The 22,984-nt window shown below is 66.2% G+C and carries 12 protein-coding genes; 9 read left to right on the forward strand and 3 right to left on the reverse strand.

The genetic code is table 11. From position 1 onward, the window contains the following. The first annotated feature begins 137 nt into the window (after positions 1-137). The 7 genes from L0U80_RS23440 to treY all read left to right on the forward strand — a co-directional run bounded on the left by L0U80_RS23440 (position 138) and on the right by treY (position 18,665). The gene (locus tag L0U80_RS23440; protein ID WP_233870843.1) at positions 138-3,641 is read left to right on the forward strand and encodes an alpha-1,4-glucan--maltose-1-phosphate maltosyltransferase; all 3,504 of its coding nucleotides are present in this window, start codon (positions 138-140) and stop codon (positions 3,639-3,641) included. Then, positions 3,638-7,108, forward strand: coding sequence for a maltose alpha-D-glucosyltransferase (treS, locus tag L0U80_RS23445; RefSeq protein WP_233870846.1), 3,471 nt, complete (start codon positions 3,638-3,640; stop codon positions 7,106-7,108). Before L0U80_RS23440 ends, treS begins: the two co-directional genes overlap by 4 nt. Continuing rightward, positions 7,101-9,317, forward strand: coding sequence for a 1,4-alpha-glucan branching protein GlgB (gene glgB, locus L0U80_RS23450; protein ID WP_233870849.1), 2,217 nt, complete (start codon positions 7,101-7,103; stop codon positions 9,315-9,317). Before treS ends, glgB begins: the two co-directional genes overlap by 8 nt. A 66-nt stretch (positions 9,318-9,383) precedes the next feature. Then, positions 9,384-11,576: a glycogen debranching protein GlgX gene (glgX, locus tag L0U80_RS23455; RefSeq protein WP_233870852.1), complete on the forward strand. Its 2,193-nt coding sequence runs from the start codon at positions 9,384-9,386 to the stop codon at positions 11,574-11,576. A 38-nt stretch (positions 11,577-11,614) separates the two neighbouring features. Further along, entirely contained in the window at positions 11,615-13,540 is a 1,926-nt protein-coding gene (gene treZ, locus L0U80_RS23460; protein ID WP_233870855.1) for a malto-oligosyltrehalose trehalohydrolase, read from the forward strand. Then, positions 13,537-15,777 carry a 4-alpha-glucanotransferase gene (gene malQ, locus L0U80_RS23465; protein WP_233870858.1) on the forward strand — a complete coding sequence of 747 codons (2,241 nt, stop codon included), beginning with the start codon at positions 13,537-13,539 and terminating at the stop codon, positions 15,775-15,777. Before treZ ends, malQ begins: the two co-directional genes overlap by 4 nt. Then, positions 15,774-18,665 (forward strand): malto-oligosyltrehalose synthase, encoded by a 2,892-nt coding sequence (treY, locus tag L0U80_RS23470; RefSeq protein ID WP_233870860.1) that lies wholly within the window; start codon positions 15,774-15,776, stop codon positions 18,663-18,665. The genes malQ and treY overlap by 4 nt, the downstream gene beginning before the upstream one ends. Before the next feature lie 25 nt (positions 18,666-18,690). On the opposite strand, the gene L0U80_RS23475 is transcribed toward treY, so the two are convergent. Together L0U80_RS23475 and L0U80_RS23480 are read right to left on the reverse strand one after the other, a co-directional pair. Next, a complete protein-coding gene (locus tag L0U80_RS23475; RefSeq protein ID WP_233870863.1) occupies positions 18,691-20,085 on the reverse strand; it encodes a hemolysin family protein in 1,395 nt (464 codons plus the stop codon). Positions 20,086-20,219: 134 nt separating this feature from the next. Continuing rightward, positions 20,220-20,981, reverse strand: a complete 762-nt coding sequence (locus L0U80_RS23480; protein WP_233870866.1) for a sensor histidine kinase — start codon at positions 20,979-20,981, stop codon at positions 20,220-20,222. Positions 20,982-21,166: 185 nt separating this feature from the next. Between L0U80_RS23480 and L0U80_RS23485 the strand changes: the two genes are divergently transcribed. Further along, positions 21,167-21,520, forward strand: coding sequence for an FKBP-type peptidyl-prolyl cis-trans isomerase (locus L0U80_RS23485; protein WP_233870869.1), 354 nt, complete (start codon positions 21,167-21,169; stop codon positions 21,518-21,520). A gap of 35 nt (positions 21,521-21,555) precedes the next feature. Beyond that, positions 21,556-22,368, forward strand: coding sequence for an AraC family transcriptional regulator (locus L0U80_RS23490; protein ID WP_233870884.1), 813 nt, complete (start codon positions 21,556-21,558; stop codon positions 22,366-22,368). Between the two features lie 75 nt (positions 22,369-22,443). Here L0U80_RS23490 and L0U80_RS23495 read toward each other — a convergent pair whose 3' ends face one another. After that, the gene (locus tag L0U80_RS23495) at positions 22,444-22,965 is read right to left on the reverse strand and encodes a DUF2867 domain-containing protein (protein ID WP_233870886.1); all 522 of its coding nucleotides are present in this window, start codon (positions 22,963-22,965) and stop codon (positions 22,444-22,446) included. Between the last annotated feature and the right edge of the window lie 19 nt (positions 22,966-22,984).

A 22,984-nucleotide genomic window follows, 5' to 3' on the forward strand; every position in this document is an offset into this window, starting at 1 on the left:
TGGCTCCGGCCTGCTTCTGCACTACATTGAACAGGACGCGCCGCCACGAGCGCAGCGCGGCACGTTCCGGCACTCTCCGGGCAACGTGATCGCGGCAGGTCCGCATCCACTTGCCCGACGCATCTGGAAGACGACCGATGGAAGCGCCTCAGGCCTATGCGCCGCGGATCTACTTCGTCCATTCCGTCCATGTCGGTCCGCTCGACGCGTGGCCAGCCCTGTTCGCGCACGCGGCGTCGCTCGGTTTCGATCATGTGCTGATCGGCGCGTTGTTCGCGCCGGGTGTTTCGGGCGACGGTCGTATCGTCGCCGATCATGCGCGTCTCAATCCCGCCTTCGGAACGTCACAATCCGCAGATGTTGCGTTGCGCACGCTCACGCAATCCGCACGCGAGCGTGGCATCACGCTGCTCGCCGATCTCACGCTCGACCGCGCCGCCGCCGATGGCGTGCTCTACGCTGCGCACCGCGAATGGTTTCATCCGTTCGAGCCGGAAGATGCGCGGCTCGATCCGCGCCACGGCCATAGCGACGCGCACGTCGCCTACGCCGACTTCGAACGCGCGGCCGCGCCGCTCGCCGCGTGGTGGTCGCAGCGCATGATCGAACTGGTGCAGGCCGGGCTCGGCGGCTTTCGCGTCGAGTCGCCGCATCGCACGCCCGCGAACGTCCTGCGCGGCATCTTCGATGTCGTGCGCGAACGTCATCACGACGCACGCTGGCTCGCCGCGACACCTGGGCTCTCGCGCTCGGCCGTTGCCGGGCTGGAGGGCGCGGGATTCGATGCCGCATTCACGTCGCTGCGCTGGTGGGACTTTGCGTCGAGCTGGATGATCGAGGAGCACGACATAGTGCGTCGCGTGGGCTCGCCAGTGGCGTTTCCCGAGGCGCCCTACGGCAAGCGTTTTGTCCACGACCAGGAGGGCGCCGCCGATGCGCGGGCGATCGAGCGCGCGTACCGGCGCATGCTGCGCGCGGCCGCGGCGCTCGGCACGGGCTGGCTCGTGCCGATGGGCTTCGAATACGGCGTGGCCGATGCCGTCGAGTTCGCAGGCGGCGCGCCGGCGGACTTCGAAGCCGCCAGGGCGCGTGCGCCGTTCGATCTCTCCGCCGACATTGCGCACGCCAATGCGTTGCAGCGCGAGACGTGGGCCTTGCAGTGCAATGGCGAACTCCGCGCGCTGAACGGACCGGGCGCGCCCGTTGTCGCGCTGTTGCGCGGTGATCGCGCGGACTTGCGCGACGCCGAAGATGCCGTGCTCACGCTCATCAACCCCGCGCTCGCTGCACCCGTGCGCGTGAACATGGCGCATCTGCTCGACGCCGTGCCCGGCGGCTTCACGCGCTTTTCACCGCTCGACGCCGAGACATTACGCGGCGCGCACGGCGCTCCCGCTCGCGACGCAAGCGCGGTGCCGGACCATTTCGCGCTGCCCGCAGGCGCGTGCTGGATGTTCCGCGCGCTGGCCGCTCCGGCGGTCTTGCTCGCGCCGCGCGAGGACGTCGCCAAGGGCCGCACGAGTGGTCACAAGACCGTGGCCGATGCGCTCCTCTCCCCGCGCATCGCCATCGAAAGCGTGACGCCTTCGGTCGACGAAGGCCGCTTCGTGGCGAAGCGCATCGTCGGCGAACGTGTCGAAGTGCGCGCGGCGATCTTCGCCGATGGCCACGACCGCATCGACGCAGCGGTGCTGTGGCGCGCCGCCGACGAAACCGCGTGGCACGAGTCGCCGATGGCACCCGTGCTGCCGCCGGGCACCGACATGTGGAGCGGACACTTCCCGCTCGATCGCATTGGGCGCCACGAATTCGTCGTCATCGCGTGGCGCGACGACTTCGCTTCGCTTGTCGATCACGTTCAAAAGAAGCGCGCGGTGAACCAGAACGTCGATCTGGAGATGGAAGAAGCGAGCCGTCTTCTCGCGCTCGTCCTGGCGACGGCCGAAACCTCCGACACACCCGATCAAGCAGACGGCGGCCACAGCGCGGTGAACGCGTCACTCGACGCGATCGTGAAGCGTTTCGTCGGCGCGGACACGGACACGCGCTGCGCCCTGCTCGCGGCCCCCGCAACGGCCGCCGCTGTGCGCGCCGCGCGTCATCGACCATTCCTCTCTCGCGACGCTCACGTGCGCCGCGTCGACGCCGAACGCCGAGCCGCGCGTTTCGCGAGCTGGTACGAAATCTTCCCGCGCTCCATGAGCGACGACGAAGGGCGCCACGGCACCTTCGACGACGTCATCGCGAAGCTGCCGCGCATTCGCAACATGGGCTTCGACGTGCTGTACTTCCCGCCGATCCACCCGATCGGCCTCGCCAACCGCAAGGGCCGCAACAACACGCTCACTGCGGGGCCCAACGATGTGGGCAGCCCGTATGCGATCGGCGCGGCCGATGGCGGGCACACGGCGGTACATCCGCAACTCGGCACGCTCGACGATTTCCGCCGCATGCTGGCCGCCGCGCACGAGCACGGCCTCGAAATCGCACTCGATTTCGCAGTCCAGTGTTCGCCCGATCACCCGTGGCTCAAGGCGCATCCGGGCTGGTTCGCGTGGCGTCCCGACGGCACGCTGCGTTATGCCGAGAATCCGCCGAAGAAGTACCAGGACATCGTCAATCCCGAGTTCTACGCGCACGATTCGAAACCGGGCCTTTGGCTCGCGCTGCGCGACGCGATCCTGTTCTGGGCGGACGCGGGCGTGCGCATCTTCCGCGTCGACAACCCGCATACGAAACCGCTGCCGTTCTGGGAATGGATGATTGCTGACGTTCGTGCGCGCCATCCCGACGTGTTCTTCCTCTCCGAAGCCTTCACGCGGCCACGCCTCATGTACCGGCTCGCGAAACTCGGTTTCTCGCAGTCGTACACGTATTTCACCTGGCGCGAGTCGAAGCGCGATTTCACCGAATACCTCACCGAACTGACGCAAACGCCTGTACGCGACTTCTATCGCCCGAATTTCTTCGTCAACACACCGGACATCAATCCGCGCCATCTTCAAACGGGCACGCGCGCGAGTTTCATGATCCGCGCGGCGCTTGCCGCGACGCTCTCCGGCGTGTGGGGCGTCTATTGCGGCTTCGAGCTTTGCGAGGGCCGCGCACTGCCTGAAAGCGAAGAATATCTGGACTCCGAAAAATATCAGTTGCGGGCATGGGACTGGAACCGCCATGGCCACATCGTCGGCGAAATCACCGCGCTCAATCGCATCCGCCGCGCGAATCCGGCACTGCAAACGCACCTCGGCGTCACGTTCCTCGATGTGCACAACGATCAGATTCTCTGCTTCGAAAAGGCCACACCCGCACGCGACAACGTCATAGTCGTCGCGATCAGCCTCGATCCGTACAGCGATCAGCGCGCCGATTTCGAACTCTCGTGGCACACGTTCCACCATTGGCAGATCGACGATGGTGCAACGCTCACCGTCACCGACGAATATACGGGCCAGCGCTTCGAATGGCGCGGCCGCTGGCAGCATATGCACCTCGATCCGCACACGCGGCCCTTTGCGATCTGGCGCATCGAGCCCGCACGCGGCCTGCCGCGCGACGAGCCGCTCCCCGAATCGCCCGACGCGCACGTCGCGGGCCACCCCGAACTGGATACGGATTTCCCGCTCGCAGGTGCGACATGAAACGCGATTCCCCCAATCACGCACCGTCCACACACGACGTCACGCACGACACCGCGGCGCCCGGCGAGCCTGGCGAGCCCAGCGAACCCGGCGTACTGAACGCGACGCAGCGGCGCGGCAAGCTGTCGTTTCTCTCCGACGATCCGCTCTGGTACAAGGACGCCGTGATCTACCAGGTGCATGTGAAATCGTTCTACGACGCCAACAACGACGGCGTAGGCGATTTTCCGGGCCTGCTCGCCAAGCTCGACTACATCGCAGGACTGGGCGTCACCGCAATCTGGCTGCTGCCGTTCTACCCGTCGCCGCGCCGCGATGACGGCTACGACATCGCCGACTACCGCAACGTTCACCCCGACTACGGCCAGCTCGCGGACGTGCGCCGCTTCATCCAGGAAGCGCACGCACGCGGTATCCGCGTGATCACCGAACTCGTCATCAACCACACGTCCGATCAACACCCGTGGTTCCAGCGCGCGCGCCGGTCGAGGCCGGGCTCGAATCATCGCAACTACTACGTGTGGTCCGACACCGACACGAAATACGCTGGCACGCGCATCATCTTCATCGACACGGAGCCGTCGAACTGGACCCACGATCCCGTCGCGGGCGCGTACTACTGGCATCGCTTCTACTCGCACCAGCCGGACCTGAACTTCGACAATCCCGCCGTGCTGCGCGAAGTGCTGCAGATCATGCGCTTCTGGCTCGACATGGGTATCGACGGGCTGCGCCTCGATGCGGTGCCCTATCTCGTCGAACGCGAAGGCACGAACAACGAGAACCTGCCCGAGACGCACGAGATCCTTAAACAGATCCGCAAGACCATCGACGAGCACTATCCGAACCGGATGCTGCTCGCCGAAGCGAACCAGTGGCCCGAGGATGTGCAGGAATACTTCGGTAGCGAAGACGAATGCCACATGGCGTTTCACTTCCCGCTGATGCCGCGCCTCTACATGGCGATTGCGAGCGAGGACCGCTTCCCGATCATCGACATCATGAAGCAGACGCCGGATCTGCCGCCCAGTTGCCAGTGGGCGGTATTTCTGCGCAATCACGATGAACTGACGCTCGAAATGGTCACCGACTCCGAGCGCGACTACCTCTGGAACACGTATGCGAGCGACCGGCGCGCGCGCCTGAACCTCGGCATCCGCCGCCGCCTCGCGCCGCTCATGGAGCGTGACCGCCGCCGCATCGAACTCATCAACTCGCTGCTGCTCTCGATGCCCGGCACGCCCGTGATCTACTACGGCGACGAACTCGGCATGGGCGACAACATCCACCTCGGCGACCGCGACGGCGTGCGCACCCCGATGCAATGGTCGTCGGACCGAAACGGCGGTTTTTCGCGTGCAGATCCCGAACAACTCGTGCTGCCGCCGCTCATGGGCTCGCTCTACGGATACGACGCCATCAACGTCGAAGCGCAGAACCGCGATCCGCATTCGCTGCTCAACTGGACGCGCCGCATGCTCGCCACGCGTCGCGGGAAACAGACCTTCGGGCGCGGCACGATCCGCTTCCTGCGCCCGGAGAACCGCAAGATCCTCGCGTACCTGCGCGAAATGCCGGGCGAACCGGCGATCCTGTGCGTCGCGAATCTTTCGCGTGCGCCGCAGGCCGTCGAACTCGATCTTTCCGAATACATCGGCACGTCGCCCATCGAAATGACGGCCGACTCGGTGTTCCCGCCCATCGGCCAGTTGCCGTATCTGCTCACGTTCCCGCCTTACGGCTTTCTGTGGTTCCTCCTGTGTCCGGGCACCCAGCGTCCCGCATGGAGCCAGCCCACTTCCGAGCAATTGCCCGAGTTCGTCACGGTCGTGATCCGCGAAGGACAATTGGGCCCCACGCCGGAGAACGTGCGGCTGCTCGAATCGGAAGTGCTGCCGTCGTGGCTGTCGCGGCGACGCTGGTTCGCGTCGAAGGACCGGCAACTCAAGGGCGTGCGACTCGCCGCGCTCACGACGATCCAGGGCGGCGGCTTCGCCTTCACGGAAGTCGAAGCCGAATTCAGGGACGGCACGAGCGCACGCTACGTGCTCCCGCTCGCCATTAGTTGGGGAACCGAAACAACGACGCCGCTGCATATCCAGCTCGCACTCTCGCGCGTGCGCCGCGGACGCAACGTCGGCTACCTCACCGACGCGTTCTCGCTGCCATGGTTCGCCCACGGCGTCCTGCTCAAGCTGCGCGAACGTGCGGCGGTACCCACGGTCCAGCTTAGCGTGATCCATTTCCTGCCCACGGAACGCTTCGAAACCCTCGATCCAGGCGAAACGCCCGAAATACGCTGGCTCGCCGCGGAGCAGAGCAACAGTTCGCTTGTGATCGCCGAGATGCTCGTGCTCAAGCTCGTGCGCCGGCTTATGCCCGGTGTGCATCCCGAAGTGGAAATGAGCCGCTATCTGACGAAGCTCGGCTACGCGAACACGGCACCGCTAGTAGGCGAAGTGGTGCGTGTCGATCCGCAAGGCGTGCCACACACGCTCGCGATCCTGCAGGGTTATGTCGACAATCAAGGCAACGCGTGGGACTGGGCGCTCGACTACCTGCGGCGCGTGGTCGACGAGCTGGCGCTCTCCGGCAGCGACGACGAGGCCGCTGCCGATCAGGCCCAGGAAGAGGAAGCGGAGCGCGGTTATTGCACGGTGATCGGCGCGATCGGCAAACGGCTCGGCGAATTGCATGTGGCGCTCGCCACGCAAACCGAAGATGAGGCCTTCGCGCCGGTAGAGGCGACCCGTGCCGACGTGCGCGGCTGGATCGCCGACACGAAGGCGATGCTAACCGAAGCGCTCGACATCCTCGCACGGCACACTTCGACCGACCTGCATCAACTCGACGATGACGCCCGCGAACTCGCGCTCGGGCTGCTCGCGCGCCGCGATGCACTGATTGCGGCCGTGGAGCATCGCGTGCCGCTCGACGTCTCGGCGTGGCGTATCCGCATACATGGCGATTTTCATCTGGGCCAGGTGCTGCTCGCCCAGGGCGACGCCTATCTGATCGACTTCGAGGGCGAGCCTGCACGGACGCTCGAGTATCGCCGCGCGAAGGCTTGCCCGTTGCGCGACGTGGCGGGTCTCCTGCGCTCGCTTTCTTATGCAGCGGCGGCCGCGCAATCGACGACCGAAAGCGCCCCGCAGCAAACCGCCGATCGCAAGCGCACGCTGTTCGAGCGTTTTCGCGGCTACGCTGTCGAAGCATTCCTCAGCCACTATCGCGCCGCCGTCGCCGACGCGCCGTACGCGCTCGTGAGCGCCGCGCACGAACAGGATCTGCTCGACCTGTTCCTGATCGAAAAGGCCGCCTACGAAATCCGCTACGAAGCCGCCAACCGGCCCACGTGGCTCGCGCTTCCCGTACGTGGGCTCGCGGCGATCGCGGGACGCGTACTCGGTGCGACGGGCACATCCAGCGCGTCCACCACGCCCCCGGCAGGAGGCGCTCATGGCTGAACACGCGCCGGACGCAGGCCTCACGCAACAGGACATCGACACAATCGTCGGCGCGCGGCACGCCGATCCGTTTTCGCTGCTCGGCCCGCACGAGATCAACGGCACGCCGTATGTGCGTGCGTGGCTGCCCAACGCGTCGCGTGTGCAAGTGGTGGCGCGCGAAAGTGCACAAGCGCTTGGCGAACTCTCGCTTATTCATCCGGCGGGGCTTTTCGCCGGACCGCTCACCGCTTCAGCGCCCTATCGCCTCGACATCGACTGGCAAGGCGTGACCCAGGAGATCGAGGATACCTACTCATTCGGCCCGCAACTGCACGAGGAACCGCTGCACCGGCTCGCGAACGGCGATCCGTATGCCGTGCTCGAATGCCTCGGTGCGCGACCGGTCATCTGCGATGGCGTGCCCGGCGTGCGCTTCGCCGTGTGGGCGCCGAATGCGCGGCGCGTCTCCGTCGTGGGCGACTTCAACGCATGGGATGGCCGCCGCCATCCCATGCGCGTGCGTCACGAAGCCGGCGTGTGGGAGCTGTTCATCCCGCGCCTGGCAGCACTCGCACGCTACAAATACGAAATCCTCGGCGCACGCGGCGACGTGCTGCCGCACAAAGCGGACCCCTGCGCGCTGCAGGCCGAATGCCCTCCCGCTACGGCGTCCATCGTGGCGGACGTCGACGCGATCGACCACTACGCGTGGCACGACCACGACTGGCTGCAAACACGCGGCGAAAAACAGAGCGCGCGCAGTGCGATGGCGGTCTATGAGGTTCACGCGCCGTCATGGCTGCCAACGCAGGACGCCGACGCCCCCGTCCGCGACTGGTCCGCGCTCGCCGATCGCCTGATCCCCTACGCGCAGGGCATGGGCTTCACGCACATCGAATTGATGCCGGTGTCGGAGCATCCCTTCACCGGATCGTGGGGCTATCAGCCGGTTTCGCAATTCGCGCCCACCGCACGCCTCGGATCGTCGCTCGACTTCGCGGCCTTCGTCGATCGTGCGCACGCGGCAGGCCTTGGCGTGATCCTCGACTGGGTGCCCGCGCATTTCCCGAACGACGCTCACGGCCTCATCGATTTCGACGGCACCGCACTTTACGAACACGTGGATCCTCGCGAGGGCTATCACCCCGACTGGAACACGATGATCTACAACCTCGGCCGTCGCGAGGTCAGTGCTTTTCTGATCGCGTCGGCGCTCGCGTGGCTCTTGCGCTATCACATCGACGGACTGCGCGTGGACGCCGTCGCCTCCATGCTCTACCGCGACTATTCGCGCGACGCCGGCGAGTGGATACCGAACATCTACGGCGGCCGCGAGAACCTCGAGTCGATTGCATTCCTGAAGCGTCTGAACCACGAAACGCAGTACGTACCGCAACGCCCCGGCGTGATGACCGTCGCGGAGGAATCGACCGCATGGCCCGGCGTCACCGCGCGCATCGAGGACGGCGGCCTCGGCTTCCAGTTCAAATGGAACATGGGCTGGATGCACGACACGCTGCACTACATGCACGAAGACCCGATCCATCGCCGCTATCACCACCACCAGATGACGTTCGCGATGGTCTACGCATGGTCCGAGCGTTTCGTGCTGCCGCTTTCGCACGACGAGGTCGTGCACGGCAAGGGCTCGCTGCTCGGCAAGATGCCCGGCGACCGCTGGCAGCGCTTCGCCAATCTGCGCGCGTACTTCGGCTTCATGTGGGCGCATCCGGGCAAGAAGCTGCTTTTCATGGGCGATGAGTTCGGGCAACTGGCCGAGTTCGACCACGACGGCACGCCGCAGTGGAGCCTGCTCGACGACCCGCTGCATCACGGTGTGCAGAAACTCGTGAGCGACCTCAACCACCTCTATGCCACCGAGCCCGCGCTTTACGCGCTCGACGCCGAGCCTGCCGGCTTCGAATGGCTCGTCGGCGACGACGCCGAAAACAGCGTGCTCGCATGGCGCCGCGTGGACGGTGCGGGCCGCGAGATGGTGGCGGTCTGCAATTTCACGCCGGTGCCGCGCCACGGCTACCGCATCGGCATGCCGCAGCCAGGCCAGTGGGACGAAGTGCTGAACACGGATGCGTCGGTCTACGGCGGGTCGAACATGGGCAACGGCGGCCTGATCTCGACGGAGCCGGTGGCGAGCCACGGCAAGCCGCAGTCGGCATTGCTCGTGCTGCCGCCGCTCGGCACGCTTTACTTCCGCCTGCGGCGATAGCGTGGACGAGAACATAAAACATCAGGACTCCGATGCACGACGAAGAACAACACAAGGAGCATCGCCATGGTTAACGGCATGCCCGACCAGCTCTTGCCGGGCTCGCCCTGTCCGCTCGGGGCGACGTGGGATGGGCTCGGCACGAATTTCGCGGTGTTCTCCGCCAATGCCTGGCGTATCGAGCTGTGCCTCTTCGATCGAACTGGCCGCAAAGAATACGCGCGCTATACGCTACCCGAATGCACCGATGAAGTCTGGCACGGCTATCTGCCCGGCGCCCATCCGGGCACGGTATACGGCCTGCGCGCGCATGGCCCGTATCAGCCGCACGCGGGCCATCGCTTCAATCCATTCAAACTGCTGCTCGATCCCTACGCGCGGCGTCTCGTCGGCCGGTTTCGCTGGTCGGACACGCTCTATGGCTTTCGCGCCCACTCCGCGCGCGGCGACCTCTCGATCGAGCGGCGCGATTCGGCACCGGCCATGCCGAAGGCAATGGTCGTGTCGGACAGCTTCGACTGGTCGCATGACGTGCGTCCCAACGTGCCGTGGGACAAGACCGTGATCTACGAAACGCATCTGCGCGGCATCTCGATCCAGCGCGACGACCCGCGCCCACACACGCACGGTACGTTCGCCGCGCTCGCCACACCGCGTTTCGTCGAGCACCTCCAGCGGCTCGGCGTCACCGCCGTCGAACTGCTCCCCGTACATGCGTTCGTCACCGAGCGCTTTCTCGTCGAGCGCGGTCTGCGCAACTACTGGGGCTACAACACGGTCTCGTTTTTTGCACCCGAGCCCTCGTACCTCGGCCGCTACGATCCCGACATGATGCGCATCGCGGTGCGCCAACTGCACGCGGCTGGCATCGAAGTCTTCCTCGACGTCGTCTACAACCACACCTGCGAAGGCGGCGAAACGGGCCCCACGATCTCGTGGCGCGGGCTCGACAACGCCAGCTACTATCGCGTCGTGCCGGGCGACGCGCGCCACTACATCAACGATACCGGCGTCGGCAACACGATGAATCTCTCGCATCCGCGCGTGCTGCAAATGGTGGCCGACTCGCTGCGCTACTGGGCCACGTCGTACCGCATCGACGGTTTTCGCTTCGACCTCGGCGTGACGCTCGGGCGCGAGGCCACGGGCTTCGATCCGAACGGCGGCTTTTTCGACGTGTTGCGCCAGGACCCGGTGCTCGCGTCGTGCAAGCTGATCTCCGAGCCCTGGGACGTGGGGCCGGGCGGCTATCAACTGGGCCATCATCCGCCCGGGTTTTCCGAATGGAACGACCGCTTTCGCGACAGCGTGCGCCGCTTCTGGCGCGGCGACGCCGGTCAGCGCGCCGAACTTGCCGCGCGGCTCACCGGGTCGGCGGATCTGTTCGACAAACGCAGGCGGCGCCCGTGGTCGTCGATCAATTTCATCGCGGCGCACGACGGCTTCTCGCTCGCGGACGTCGTCACCTACGAACGCAAACATAACGAGGCCAACGGCGAAGAGAACCGCGACGGCCACAACGAAAACTGCAGCGCGAATTGGGGCGTCGAAGGCCCGACCGACGACCCGGCGATCAACGAGATACGTGCTCGCGTGGCACGCTCGATGCTTGCGACGCTTTTCATCGCGCTCGGCACGCCGATGCTGCTCGCCGGCGACGAAGCCTGCCGCACGCAGCGCGGCAACAACAACGCGTACTGCCAGGACAACGAGATTTCGTGGAATGACTGGACACTGGCGGCCTCGCCGCAGGGCGAAACGATGACGGCATTCGCCGCGCGCGCGATCGCGTTGCGCCGCGATCATCCGTTGCTGCGCGAAACGCGTTTCCTGTATGGCGAGCATGAAGTGCTGCCGGACATCCGCGACGTCGAGTGGTTCGATGAACGCGGCGAGTGGCTTTCGCCCGCGGTGTGGCAAAACCCCGATGCGCGCGCATTCGCGCTACGGCGCGCAGGGCCGGGCCTCGATGGCGAAATAGAAGTATTGTTAATGATGCTGAACGCCTCGCCGGACGCCATCACGTTTTCGGTGCCCAAGCCGCGCATGCAGTGGGACGTGCTGCTCGACAGCGCGCATCCCGAAGGCGCGCCGCGCGCGCTGCCCTGCATCACGTTCGAGGTGGCCGCGCACGCGCTCGTGGTGCTGTGTGCGTGGCCCACGCGCGAAAGCGTGCGCGAGGCCGCGCCTTCAGACGATGCAGTACCGTCGCCGCCTGATCCAGGGCCGCCGCCTGACGCGCGCATCGTCCCTCACTGACCGGCGCTCATCGACACGGGAAACCACTGGAATCCGCCATGTCCTCGCCAACACACGATCCGCATGCCCGCCGCTATATGCATTGCCTGCCGTTCGGCGCGCAGTTGAGCGGCGCGGCGCGCGGGAAGCCGCAAACGCGCTTTCGCTTCTGGGCGCCGTCGTGCAAGGCCGTGCAAGTGGTGTTCGAGACCACGTCCGATGGCGGCGCTGCGGACGTACCTGTCGCGCCGCTCGACATGACACCCACCGGGAACGGCTGGTTCGAGGCGCAGTCGCCGTGCGGGCCGGGCACGCTCTATCGCTACCGCATCGATGGCCAGCAGCTGGTTCCGGACCCTGCCTCGCGTTTCCAGCCGCAGGGCGTGCACGGCCCAAGCGCCGTGCTGGATCCACGCGCCTACGCGTGGCAGCACGCGCACTGGATGGGACGACCGTGGGACGAGACGGTGATTTACGAACTGCACGTGGGCGCGCTCGGCGGCTATCGCGGCGTGAGTGCACGCCTGCCCGCACTCGCTGAACTCGGCGTGACGGCAATCGAACTGATGCCGCTGAACGACTATCCGGGCGAGCGCGGCTGGGGCTACGACGGTGTGCTGCTGTATGCCCCGCACGCGGCTTACGGCACGCCCGACGAACTCAAGGCGCTCGTCGACACGGCGCACGGACTCGGCCTGCAAGTATTCATCGATGTGGTCTACAACCATTTCGGCCCGGATGGAAACTGGCTCGGCGAGTATGCGAAGCCGTTCTTCCGCCATGACGTTGAAACGCCGTGGGGCGTCGCCCCCGATTTCGATCGCTTCGAAGTGCGAGACTTCTTCTGCGACAACGCGCTGTACTGGCTCACCGAATACCGCTTCGACGGCCTGCGCATCGATGCCGCGCATGCCATCGCCAACGCACCCTGGTTGCGCGAACTGTCCGATCACGTGCATGCGCGCATCGAGACCGGCCGGCACGTTCATCTCGTACTGGAGAACGACCGCAACGCGGCGAATCTGCTGGAGTCGCACTTCGACGCCCAATGGAACGACGACGCCCACCACGCATTGCACGTCCTGCTGACTGGCGAAAACGAGGGCTACTACCGTTCGTATGCAGCGCATCCGATCCACAAGCTCGCGCGCGTGCTTGCCGAAGGCTTCGCGTACCAGGGTGAAGCGTCGCCCGCGCACGCCGGGCAGCCGCGCGGCGAACCGAGTGCGCATCTGCCGCCGAGTGCATTCGTGATGTTCCTGCAGAATCACGACCAGATCGGCAACCGCGCGTTCGGCGAGCGGTTGCGCACGCTCTGCAACGACGACGACGTGTTGCGCGCCGCGACGGCGCTCCACCTGCTCACGCCGCAGATTCCGCTCTTGTTCATGGACGAGGAGTACGGCTCGACACAGCCGTTCCAGTACTTCACCGCTTACACGGGCGACCTCGCGGATGCGGTGCGCGAAGGACGCAGGCACGAATTCGCGGCGTTCAGCGCGTTCAGCGATCCGGCTCGACGCGATCGGATTCCCGATCCCAACGATGCGACGACGTTCGCGAACTCTTCGCCGCCACTCGACACGCGCCAGGACGGCGACCGGCTCGAATGGATGCACTTCTACAAATCGGCGCTTGCGGTGCGCGCGCGTCTCTTGACACCGCGCCTGCGCCGCGCGAGCGCACTCGGCGCGACCGTACTCGCCGACGACGCCGGCCAGGATCTCGCGGCGCTCGTCGCGCGCTGGCGTCTCGACGATGGCGCGATCCTCACGCTCGCGCTCAATCTCGGCCACGAAGGCGTGCCGCTCAATCACGAGCCCGACGGCATGGTGGTTTTCGAAACGCCCGCCCGCGCGCGTGATCGCATCGACAACGGCGTGCTGCCCGCGCGATCCTGCGTCGCGTGGCTGACCGGCGATGTGCCCGACTACGCGATTCATCATGACGCGCGCGTCGTCCATCGCGAGGAGCCGCAAGCATGAGCACGGCGCGCCGCACGGAAACGGTCGCGAGCCTCGCCGAACGCGTGGGCTTCGAGGTGGAATGGATCGACGCGCACGGCAACATGCAGCGCGTGGCGGACAGCACGCTTGCCATGCTGCTCGAATGCGCGGGACTGCCGTGCAATAGCGCCGCGCAGTTGCGTCAGAGCGCGGCGATGATCAACGCGGAGCGCTCGGCGCGGCACCTGCCGCCGCTCATCACCGCCGAGTACGAAAGCGCGATTGCGCTGCCCGTCTCCGCGGTACGTGCGGGCGGTCGCTATCGCATCGACCTCGAAAGCGGCGAGCACATAGAGGGGCGCGTTACCGCGCCCAAATGCGCCCCCGCGCTGCTCGCGCCGCTCACCGAGCCGGGCTATCACACGCTCACGGTGAACGAGCATCAACTGACGCTCGCCGTCGCGCCGCCGCGCTGCCATACGGTCGCCGACGCGTGGCGCACCACCCACGGCGAGCACGCGCACGTGCCCGCGCTGTGGGGTGTCGCGGCGCAACTCTACGGGCTGCGCCGCAAAGGCGACGGCGGCATCGGCGATTACACCGCGCTCGCGACACTCGCCGCACACAGCGCGAAGCATGGCGCGCAGGCGCTCGCGGTCAGTCCGACGCATGCCATGTTCAGCGCGCAAGCGGGTCACTTCAGCCCGTATTCGCCTTCGTCGCGGCTCTGGCTGAATGTCATCCATATCGATCCGGCTGCGATGTTCGGTGCGCAGGCGGCCCGCGAAGCGATCGCTGCCGTTCACGCCGAAGCCGCCTGGGACGAACTCGAAGCGCTGCCGCTGATCGACTGGAAGCGCGTCGTTCCGCTCAAGCTGCAGGTGCTGCGCACACTGTTCGAGCGCTTCGACAAGGACGAACGCGCAAGTGGTTCGCCGCGTGCCGCTGCGTTTGAAGCGTTCTGCACGCAAGGTGGCGAATCGCTCGAAGATCACGCGCGCTTCGAGGCGTTGCAGGCCGAGATACTCCGCAGTCCAGACGGTCCGCGTCACTGGCGCGACTGGCCCGCCAGCGTGCGCGACCCGCGCAGCCCCGAGGTCGAAGCCTTCGCAGCGGAACACCGTCACGAAGTAGATTTCCATCGATTCCTGCAATGGCTCGCGGCTGAAGGCCTCGCGCGCGCGCAACGCGACGCGCGAGAAGCGGGCATGTCGATCGGTCTCGTCGCCGATCTCGCCGTGGGCTGCGACGGCGCGGGCAGCCATGCGTGGGCGCTGCCGCACGACATGCTGCAGCGCGTATCGGTGGGCGCGCCGCCCGACATCTTCAATCAGGCCGGCCAAAGCTGGGGCCTCACGACGTTCTCGCCGCGTGCGATGCACAACAACGGGTTTCGCGCGTTCATCGACATGTTGCGCGCTGCGTTCGTGCATTCGGGCGGCGTGCGCATCGACCATATTCTCGGCCTGCGGCGGCTGTGGCTCGTGCCTGAAGGCGAAAGCGCGAAGCACGGCGCGTATCTGCGCTATCCGTTCGAGGACCTCGTGCGGCTCATCGCGCTCGAATCGTGGCGCCATCGCGCGATCGTGATCGGTGAGGATCTGGGCATCGTGCCGCCCGGCCTGCGCGAGCGGCTCGCGAAGCACGGACTCTACGGCATCCGCGTGCTGTGGTTCGAGCGCGAAGGCGACGCATTCCTCGCGCCACGGCATTGGGACACGCACGGCATCGCGACGACATCGACGCACGATCTGCCAACCATCGCGGGCTGGTGGCGCGGGCTCGATATCGACTGGCGCAACCGCATCGGCCAGACCCTGCCGCGCGCGGACAAGCGCGATCCCGTCGCGCTCGAACACGCACAGCGTGCGGCCGAACGCACGGCACTATGGCACGCGCTGCAGGAAAACGGCTGCGTGCCGCGCAACGCAGGCGAACCGCCACGCAATCACGCGCCTGTGGAAGGCGCGCTTGGCTACGTCGCGGCGAGTGCAAGCCCGCTCGTGATGTGCCCACTCGAAGACTTGCTCGCCGTCGTGGAGCAACCGAATCTGCCGGGCTCGATCGACGAACACCCGAACTGGCGCCAGCGCCTGCCGCTACCCGTCGATGCGCTCTACGCCGATCCGGCGTTCGCCGCCCGTGTCGAAGCCGTGACTCGCGCGCGCGTTGCCGCGACGCACGGGTCCGCGGCGGGCGAGTCATCCGAACCAGGCGTGCGCGTTGTGCCGCCTGTCGTGCCACCCGCCGTACCTCCCGCAGCGCCGACGCCATGACCATTCCCCGCGCGACGCTGCGGCTGCAGCTGCATAACGGCTTCACATTCGACGACGCGCTCGCGCAGCTCGACTATTTCGCGGCGCTCGGCGTAAGTCATCTGTACACGTCGCCGATCACGACGGCGCAGCCCGGATCGACGCACGGTTACGACACGGTCGATTACGGCACGGTGAGCGCGGAACTCGGTGGCGAAGCGGGTCTGCGCAGGCTCGCCGCGAAACTGCACGATCGCGGCATGGGCCTCATCGTCGACATCGTGCCGAACCACATGGGCGTGGGCGGCGCGCACAACGCCTGGTGGCGCGACATTCTCGAATGGGGCCGTCACAGCGCCTACGCGCGGCACTTCGACGTCGACTGGCACTCGCCCGACCCCGCGCTGCGCGGCAAGGTGCTGATGCCGTTTCTCAACGCGCAATATGGCGAAGAACTCGCGGCAGGCCGCATCGAATTGAAGTTCGACGCGCGCGAGGCGCGCTTTTACATCGCGTATGGTCCGCACGTGTGTCCGATCTGCCCGACCGATTACGCGGCGCTACTACAGTCGGCCAACCGTGCCGATCTCGACGCGCTCGCGACACCGTTCCACGGTCTCACGACGCAGCCCGAGGACCAGCAGCGCGCTGCGGCCGCCTGCAAGGCGCTCCTCGCCTTCGTCGAACGCGAAGGCACCGCTCCAATCGACTACGTGCTGCAAGCGTATGCGGGCGCGGACCCAGCCGCGCGCGACCAGTTGCACCGGCTGCTCGAACGCCAGCATTACCGGCTCGCGTGGTGGCGCACCGCGACCGACGAAGTGAACTGGCGGCGCTTTTTCGACGTGAGCGCGCTCGCGGGCGTGCGCGTCGAGCGGCACGATGTATTCGAGGCCGTGCACAAGCTCGTGTTCCGGCTTTACGCCGATGGCGTGATCGATGGAGTGCGCGTCGATCATGTGGACGGCCTCGCCGATCCGCGCGAGTACTGCGAGCGCCTGCGGCAGCGGCTCGTGCCGCTGCGCGCGGCGCTGCCCTATATCGTCGTCGAAAAGATTCTGGCGCGCGGCGAAGCGCTGCGAGACGACTGGCCTGTGCAGGGCACCACCGGCTATGACTTCATGAACGACGTGGGCGCCCTGCTGCACGACCCGGCGGGCGCACAGCCGCTTGCGGAGACGTGGGCTGGCATCGCGGGAACGCACGCATCGTTCGCGCAGGTGCAGCTCGATGCGCGACGTGAAGTGCTGGCCGCGTATCTGTGCGCCGAACTCGACCACGCAGCGCGCGCGCTGCACCGCATCGCGCGCGAACAGACGGCCACGCGCGACTTCACCTACGCGAGCGTACATCGCACCGTGGCGCAGCTCGCCATTCACTTCCCCGTGTATCGCATCTATCCGGTGAACGGGCTGCGCGGGCCACTCGACAACCGCTATTTCGACATCGCACGCGATGCCGCGCGGCACGCCCTGCCGCGTGCAAACCGCGCCGTGCTGGAACAGGTCGATGCGTGGCTAGGCGGCCGGGCGCCGGACGCCGACGCGCAGGCCACGAACAACAAGGCAACGCGGGCGGTGCGTGGTGTACAAGGCAGTACGCAAAGCGGCACACAAAATGGCACACAAAACGGTTCGCCCAACGCGCCGCTCAGTCACGCGCTCATCGCGCAACGTACGGCGCTCGCGCTCTTCTCGCAGCTCACCGCACCGCTAGCGGCGAAGGCCGCCGAAGACACGGCGTACTACCGCTATGGCCGCCTGCTGTCGCGTAACGAAGTCGGCTCCGATCCCGACGATTTCGCGCGTAGCGTCGATGACTTTCACGCCGCGAATCAGGAGCGTCAGCGGCGTTTTCCCCACGCGCTGCTCGCCACGGCGACGCACGACCACAAACGCGGCGAGGATATGCGCGCGCGCCTCGCGGTATTGAGCGAACTACCCACGGAATGGGGCGCGGCACTGCGGGCATGGTCGACGTTGAACCAGCCGCACCGCCGCAACGACGTCGCGGGCGCCGCCAATGCGGCGGACTGGGCGCCGGGCCCCACGGCCGAGGCAATGCTGTATCAGACACTGGTCGGCTGCTGGCCGCCCGATCTCGATCCTGGCGACGAAGCGGGCGTTCGCGCACTAGCCGAGCGGGTCGCGCAATGGCAACTGAAAGCGCTGCGTGAAGCGAAACTGCGCACGAACTGGCTGGCCTCCGACGAATCCTATGAATCGGACTGCCAGGCATTTTTGTTCGATATCCTCGCGCCGCAACGACGCGACGGATTCCTGGACGCGCTCGCTGGCTTCGTCGCACGCGTCGCGCCTGCTGGCGCGCTCAACGCGTTACTGCAGACTACGCTGCGCCTTACGTCGCCGGGTGTACCCGATCTGTACCAGGGCACCGAACTGTGGGATTTCAGCCTCGTCGAGCCGGATAACCGCCGGCCTGTCGACCACGCGGCGCGCGCAGCGGCACTCGATGACGCGCCGCCCGCCGCAAAACTGCCGCACTGGCGCGACGCGCAGGTGAAACTCGCCATCGTTCGCCGGTTGCTCGCACTGCGCTCGCAGGCGCCTGAACTGCTGCGCGAAGGCAGCTATCTGCCGCTCGAAGTGCGCGGCGCACTCGCGCAACACGCCATCGCGTTCGCTCGCCGGCGAGGTAATGCCTGCGCCGTAATCGTCGGTACGCGACTGGCGGCGACGCTCATCGAAGGGCAAGCGCCGCTCGTCGCATCAGCGCGTTGGGGCGATACGGCGATCGTGTTGCCGAAAGACTGGAACGTGCCGCAATGGCACGACTGGCTCAGCGATGCCGTCCGGACCACGGACGGCGAAAACACGCTGCCCCTGCGCGACGTGCTCGCGGCGATGCCGGTCGCGGTGCTGTCGAATCTCTCGCGCACGGGTACGTGATGGCCATGAAGGCAGCGCCCGGCGCTCAGCCGCCTTCGTCTTCGAGATCCTTCGGATAGATCCGCACGAGCACGATACGCGGCCCCTTCATCTTCTTCACGACGATATCGAAGCGCTCGAACGAGACGCGCTGGCCTTCGGACGGTAAATCGTTGAGCGCGTGAATCACGAGACCCCCCACCGATTCGGCGCGACCCTCGTCGATGTCGATCCCGAGCACCTGCTCCAGCGACACCACAGGCAGACTCCCGCGGCCCATCAGCGTGCCGTCGTCCATCCGCGTCCAGCCGCCGGTACCGCCTTGATGAAACTCGTCGCGAATCTGGCCCACCAGCGCGCCGAGCATATTGTCGAGCGTGAGGAAGCCCTTGGGCCGCATGCCCTTGCGCCCCACCAGCGCGAAATGCGGCGCACCCTTGCGAAAGCGCCGGAACAGCACGAGGGCGGGCGTCTCTGGCAGCACGTACTGCACGGGCCGCGCGAACTTGCCGAGATCGTCGAGCGCGTGACCGGCCTCGCGCGCGAGCAGCACGTCCTTCAGGTGAACGAGCCCCGCGATGCGTTCGCCCGTGGCGTCCTCGAAGAGCGGATAGCGGCTGAAGCGGTGCTGCGCGACGATCTGCATGTTCTCGTGCAGCGGCAGGTCGCGCCGCAGGGCGATCATCTCGTGCGCGGGCCGCATCAGGTCGGAGACGGTCATGCGTGAGAAGTCGAGCGAATGCGCGAGGGTGTTCCATTCGTCGGGGCTGTACGCATTCGCGGCGGCGGGCTGGCGTACGGCGGCCGTTCCCGGCACGTCGTGCGCTGCGGCCTGGGCCGCGGCAGCCCTGGCGGCGGCGCGGCGGCTGCGCAGGATCAGCTTCAGTTCTTCCGTTGAATAGTGCGCGTCGGAGCCGTGGTCCGACGAAAGGCCCGCGAGGCGCAACACCGCGTTCGCGCTCGTGTTGAGCGTCCAGATCGCCGGGTACATGACCCAGTAAAAACCGTAGAGCGGCACGGCGGTCCAGAGCGAAATCGTTTCGGCTTGACGGAGCGCGAGCGACTTCGGCGCCAGTTCCCCCACGACGATGTGCAGGAACGAAATCAGCGTGAACGCGAACACGAGCGAAATGCTGTGAATCAGATTCGCGGACTGCACCCCTAGCAGTTCGAACAGCGGCGCGAGCAGCCGCGCGAAAGCGGGCTCGCCGATCCAGCCAAGGCCGAGCGACGCGAGCGTAATGCCGAGCTGGCACGCGGAGAGATAGGCGTCGAGCTGGCCGTGCACCTTCGCGAGCACTCTGCCGCGCAGGCCATATTGCGCCACGAGACTTTGCACGCGCGTCTGCCGCAGCTTGACGAAGCCGAATTCGGCGGCCACGAAGAATCCGTTGAGGGCGACCAGCAGCAGTGCGCCGACAAGGGCAAAAACCTGAATCAAGACGGGAGGCTCCGATAAAGCGAAGCGGTCAGTATAAGCGGTGAAAGGCTGATGAAAGCAATAACGGCGACGACCTCATGCTGTCTCGCGCATCTGAATTCGCTCACGGCGAAAGGGCATGACGCGTTTGCGCGTCACGCGGGCGCGAGCAGCAGCGTCAATACGAGCGCCGTGGTCGCGCCTTCGGTCAGCGGTTGCTGTTCGAAGCGACCGCCGTGCGCCTCGGCCACGCGCTGGCACAGCGACAGCACCCACGCCGCACGCCCCGCCTCCAGCGGTTCGCACGCCTGCGCACGCGCGAACGGTTCAAGCAGATGCGGTAACGCTTCGTCGGTCAGCGCCTGCGGTGCAGCCGTCCACTTCACGTCGAAATGGGGCGAAGCGGCCGTCGCGCTCACGTCGAGCGTCACGCCCGCGCCGTGCGCACTCGACTCCACCGCGAACATCAACATCAGCCACAGCGCCTGCGCGATCCGTTCGCGGTCGCCGTCGAGCGTCGCGCCCGTCGGCACGCCATGCACGGTCAGCGTCACGGCGCGCGCGTCTGCGAGCGCCACGCGTACGTCGTCTATCGTTTCGTCGATCAACGCATCGAGCGCGAATGGCGCACGGTCGATGTGCAATGTGCGCGTCTCGGCACGCGTCTTGTCGACCAGCGTTTCGAGCAGTTGCACCTGCTGCTCGACACCTGTGCGGATTCCGCCCAGCGCACGTTGCGCGGTCGCATCCACGGCATCGATCTTGCGCTCGAGCACGTATGCCCAGCTATGAATCGCATTGAGCGGACTGCGCAGGTCATGCGACACGCGCGACAGCACATGGTCGCGCATGAAAAGCGCGGTCTCCGCGCACAGCCGCGCAATGCGTTCGGATCTTGTATCGGGAGTTGGCGCCATCGGTGTCCTCTTCTGCGCTCGTGGCGGGTATTTCTGCGGGTATTTCTGATTAGCATCCGGCGTGCCGGGTCAGTGGCCAATTATAGGTAGACGCAAAATCGCCCGTACTGGGCGCGCCTCGCGCGCGTGCGTGCCGTACAAAACCCCTACAATAGCGTTTTTTCCTTCCGATCCAGGAGTCTTTCATGTCTGACGCGAACAAGGCGGTGACCACCGCATCCGGCCTCAAATACGAGGACCTGACCGAAGGCACCGGCGCCGAAGCGCGTGCGGGCCAGACCGTCAGCGTGCACTACACCGGCTGGCTGACCGACGGCCAGAAGTTCGATTCGAGCAAGGACCGCAACGATCCGTTCGCCTTCGTGCTGGGCGGCGGCATGGTCATCAAGGGCTGGGACGAAGGCGTGCAGGGCATGAAAGTGGGCGGCGTGCGCCGTCTCACGATCCCGCCGCAACTCGGCTACGGCGCGCGCGGCGCGGGCGGCGTGATTCCGCCGAACGCCACGCTGGTGTTCGAAGTGGAACTGCTCGACGTCTGAAACGTCGCACGCTCGTCTCACGTTCATTTGCCGTCATGAATCCGCATCACCACGCACCCGTCACTACGCCCGGCGTCGAACTGCGCCGCTACGGCGCGGTCGAGGAAACCGATCTGCACGATTTTCACCAGATCGTGCTCGGTTTCGACGGTGCGATGGAGATGACGGTCGGCGGCGTCGGCGAGCGCATCGACTGTTACTCCGCCTGGCTGATTCCCGCCGGCGACCGGCACGACTATGCGGGCATCGGCGAGAACCGCCAGCTTGTGCTCGATCTGCCCGCCGCATCGCTTGCCGTGCCCGAGCGGCTCTTCGATGCCGCGCGCGCCGTGCGCATCGATCCCGCGCTCACGCAACTCGTGAAGCAGATCGCGCAACGCGCTGCACAAGCGACGCCGCCAGACGCAAACGCAGACGCGCGCGCGCGTCGTTTTCACTGGGACGCATCCGCGCGACTGTGCGCCGCCTTCATCGCGCAAACCGGCATCGCGGGCAGTGCATCGTCCGATGCGGCGGCAGGTCTCGACTTCGCGCGCATCGACGGCTGGCTGCGCGCGCATCTCGCCGAGCCGTTGCGCATCGCGGACCTCGCCGCGCATTGCGGTTTCGGTATGCGGCGTTTCCATCAGCTTTTCATCGATGCGTTCGGCGAAACGCCGCATCGCTATCTGCAGCGGTTGCGCCTCGATACGGCGATCACGCTGCTCGCGGATCCGCGGCGCACACTCGTGGACGTTGCGCTCGAAGTGGGGTTTGGCGACCAGAGCGCATTCACGCACGCATTCACGCGTCGCTTTGGGCTCGCACCGGGACAATGGCGGGCGTTGCCGGATCACGCGAACTACTGACGTGTCATGCCGGCTGGCCGCTGGATGATCGCTTCAAGCGGGGTTCAAGCGATTGCGCGATTCACCAATCGCGAATCAAGCCGACGCTGCATCGAGCGATTTCAGCATCTTCCACACGATGAGCTTGTGCGCCGGCGCGACGGGCAGCATGTACAGCTTGCCGAAGGCGTTATACGTTTCCACCGAAGCCGTGATATGACACCATCGCCCAGACGGATCGGAGGGTGAAGACGTCATGTCGATCGATATCATGACCGCGAGATGCGTGTCTCTCGAAGTCAGAACGAGCTGATCGTCCGTGACCACCTCGACAGTGAAAAAATCGAGGCGCTGTCCAACCGCTGGCGCGGAACGCGGCCTCGCCCCTTTGAAACCGCGAATCGTCTGCACACCGAACAAACTGGAAATCTTGTCCCGCACGAGAAATGCCACCTGAAGCGGAACCGATGGACGCGCAGTCGACGCACAATAGGCTTCGAATGCCGTCATGTTCCGGCTCAAGCGCCGGCAAGCCGTATGCAAGTAATTCAGACGCTCCGGCTCGGCAACAAGACGTGCGCCCGAGGGAAGCTCCAGACTCGCGGGTTTGCTGTTCATGCCTGCGCCTGCTGTTACG

The organism is Paraburkholderia adhaesiva (assembly GCF_021390575.1).
In the GTDB taxonomy this organism is placed as follows: domain Bacteria; phylum Pseudomonadota; class Gammaproteobacteria; order Burkholderiales; family Burkholderiaceae; genus Paraburkholderia; species Paraburkholderia adhaesiva.

Excerpts from the sequence above, each read along its gene's own strand:
- treZ (WP_233870855.1), top strand. The coding sequence starts at position 11,615 with ATGTCCTCGCCAACACACGATCCGCATGCCCGCCGCTATATGCATTGC.
- L0U80_RS23495 (WP_233870886.1), bottom strand. The coding sequence starts at position 22,965 with ATGAACAGCAAACCCGCGAGTCTGGAGCTTCCCTCGGGCGCACGTCTT.
- treS (WP_233870846.1), top strand. The coding sequence starts at position 3,638 with ATGAAACGCGATTCCCCCAATCACGCACCGTCCACACACGACGTCACG.
- L0U80_RS23440 (WP_233870843.1), top strand. The coding sequence starts at position 138 with ATGGAAGCGCCTCAGGCCTATGCGCCGCGGATCTACTTCGTCCATTCC.
- glgX (WP_233870852.1), top strand. The coding sequence starts at position 9,384 with ATGGTTAACGGCATGCCCGACCAGCTCTTGCCGGGCTCGCCCTGTCCG.
- L0U80_RS23485 (WP_233870869.1), top strand. The coding sequence starts at position 21,167 with ATGTCTGACGCGAACAAGGCGGTGACCACCGCATCCGGCCTCAAATAC.
- L0U80_RS23490 (WP_233870884.1), top strand. The coding sequence starts at position 21,556 with ATGAATCCGCATCACCACGCACCCGTCACTACGCCCGGCGTCGAACTG.
- treY (WP_233870860.1), top strand. The coding sequence starts at position 15,774 with ATGACCATTCCCCGCGCGACGCTGCGGCTGCAGCTGCATAACGGCTTC.
- glgB (WP_233870849.1), top strand. The coding sequence starts at position 7,101 with ATGGCTGAACACGCGCCGGACGCAGGCCTCACGCAACAGGACATCGAC.
- L0U80_RS23480 (WP_233870866.1), bottom strand. The coding sequence starts at position 20,981 with ATGGCGCCAACTCCCGATACAAGATCCGAACGCATTGCGCGGCTGTGC.
- malQ (WP_233870858.1), top strand. The coding sequence starts at position 13,537 with ATGAGCACGGCGCGCCGCACGGAAACGGTCGCGAGCCTCGCCGAACGC.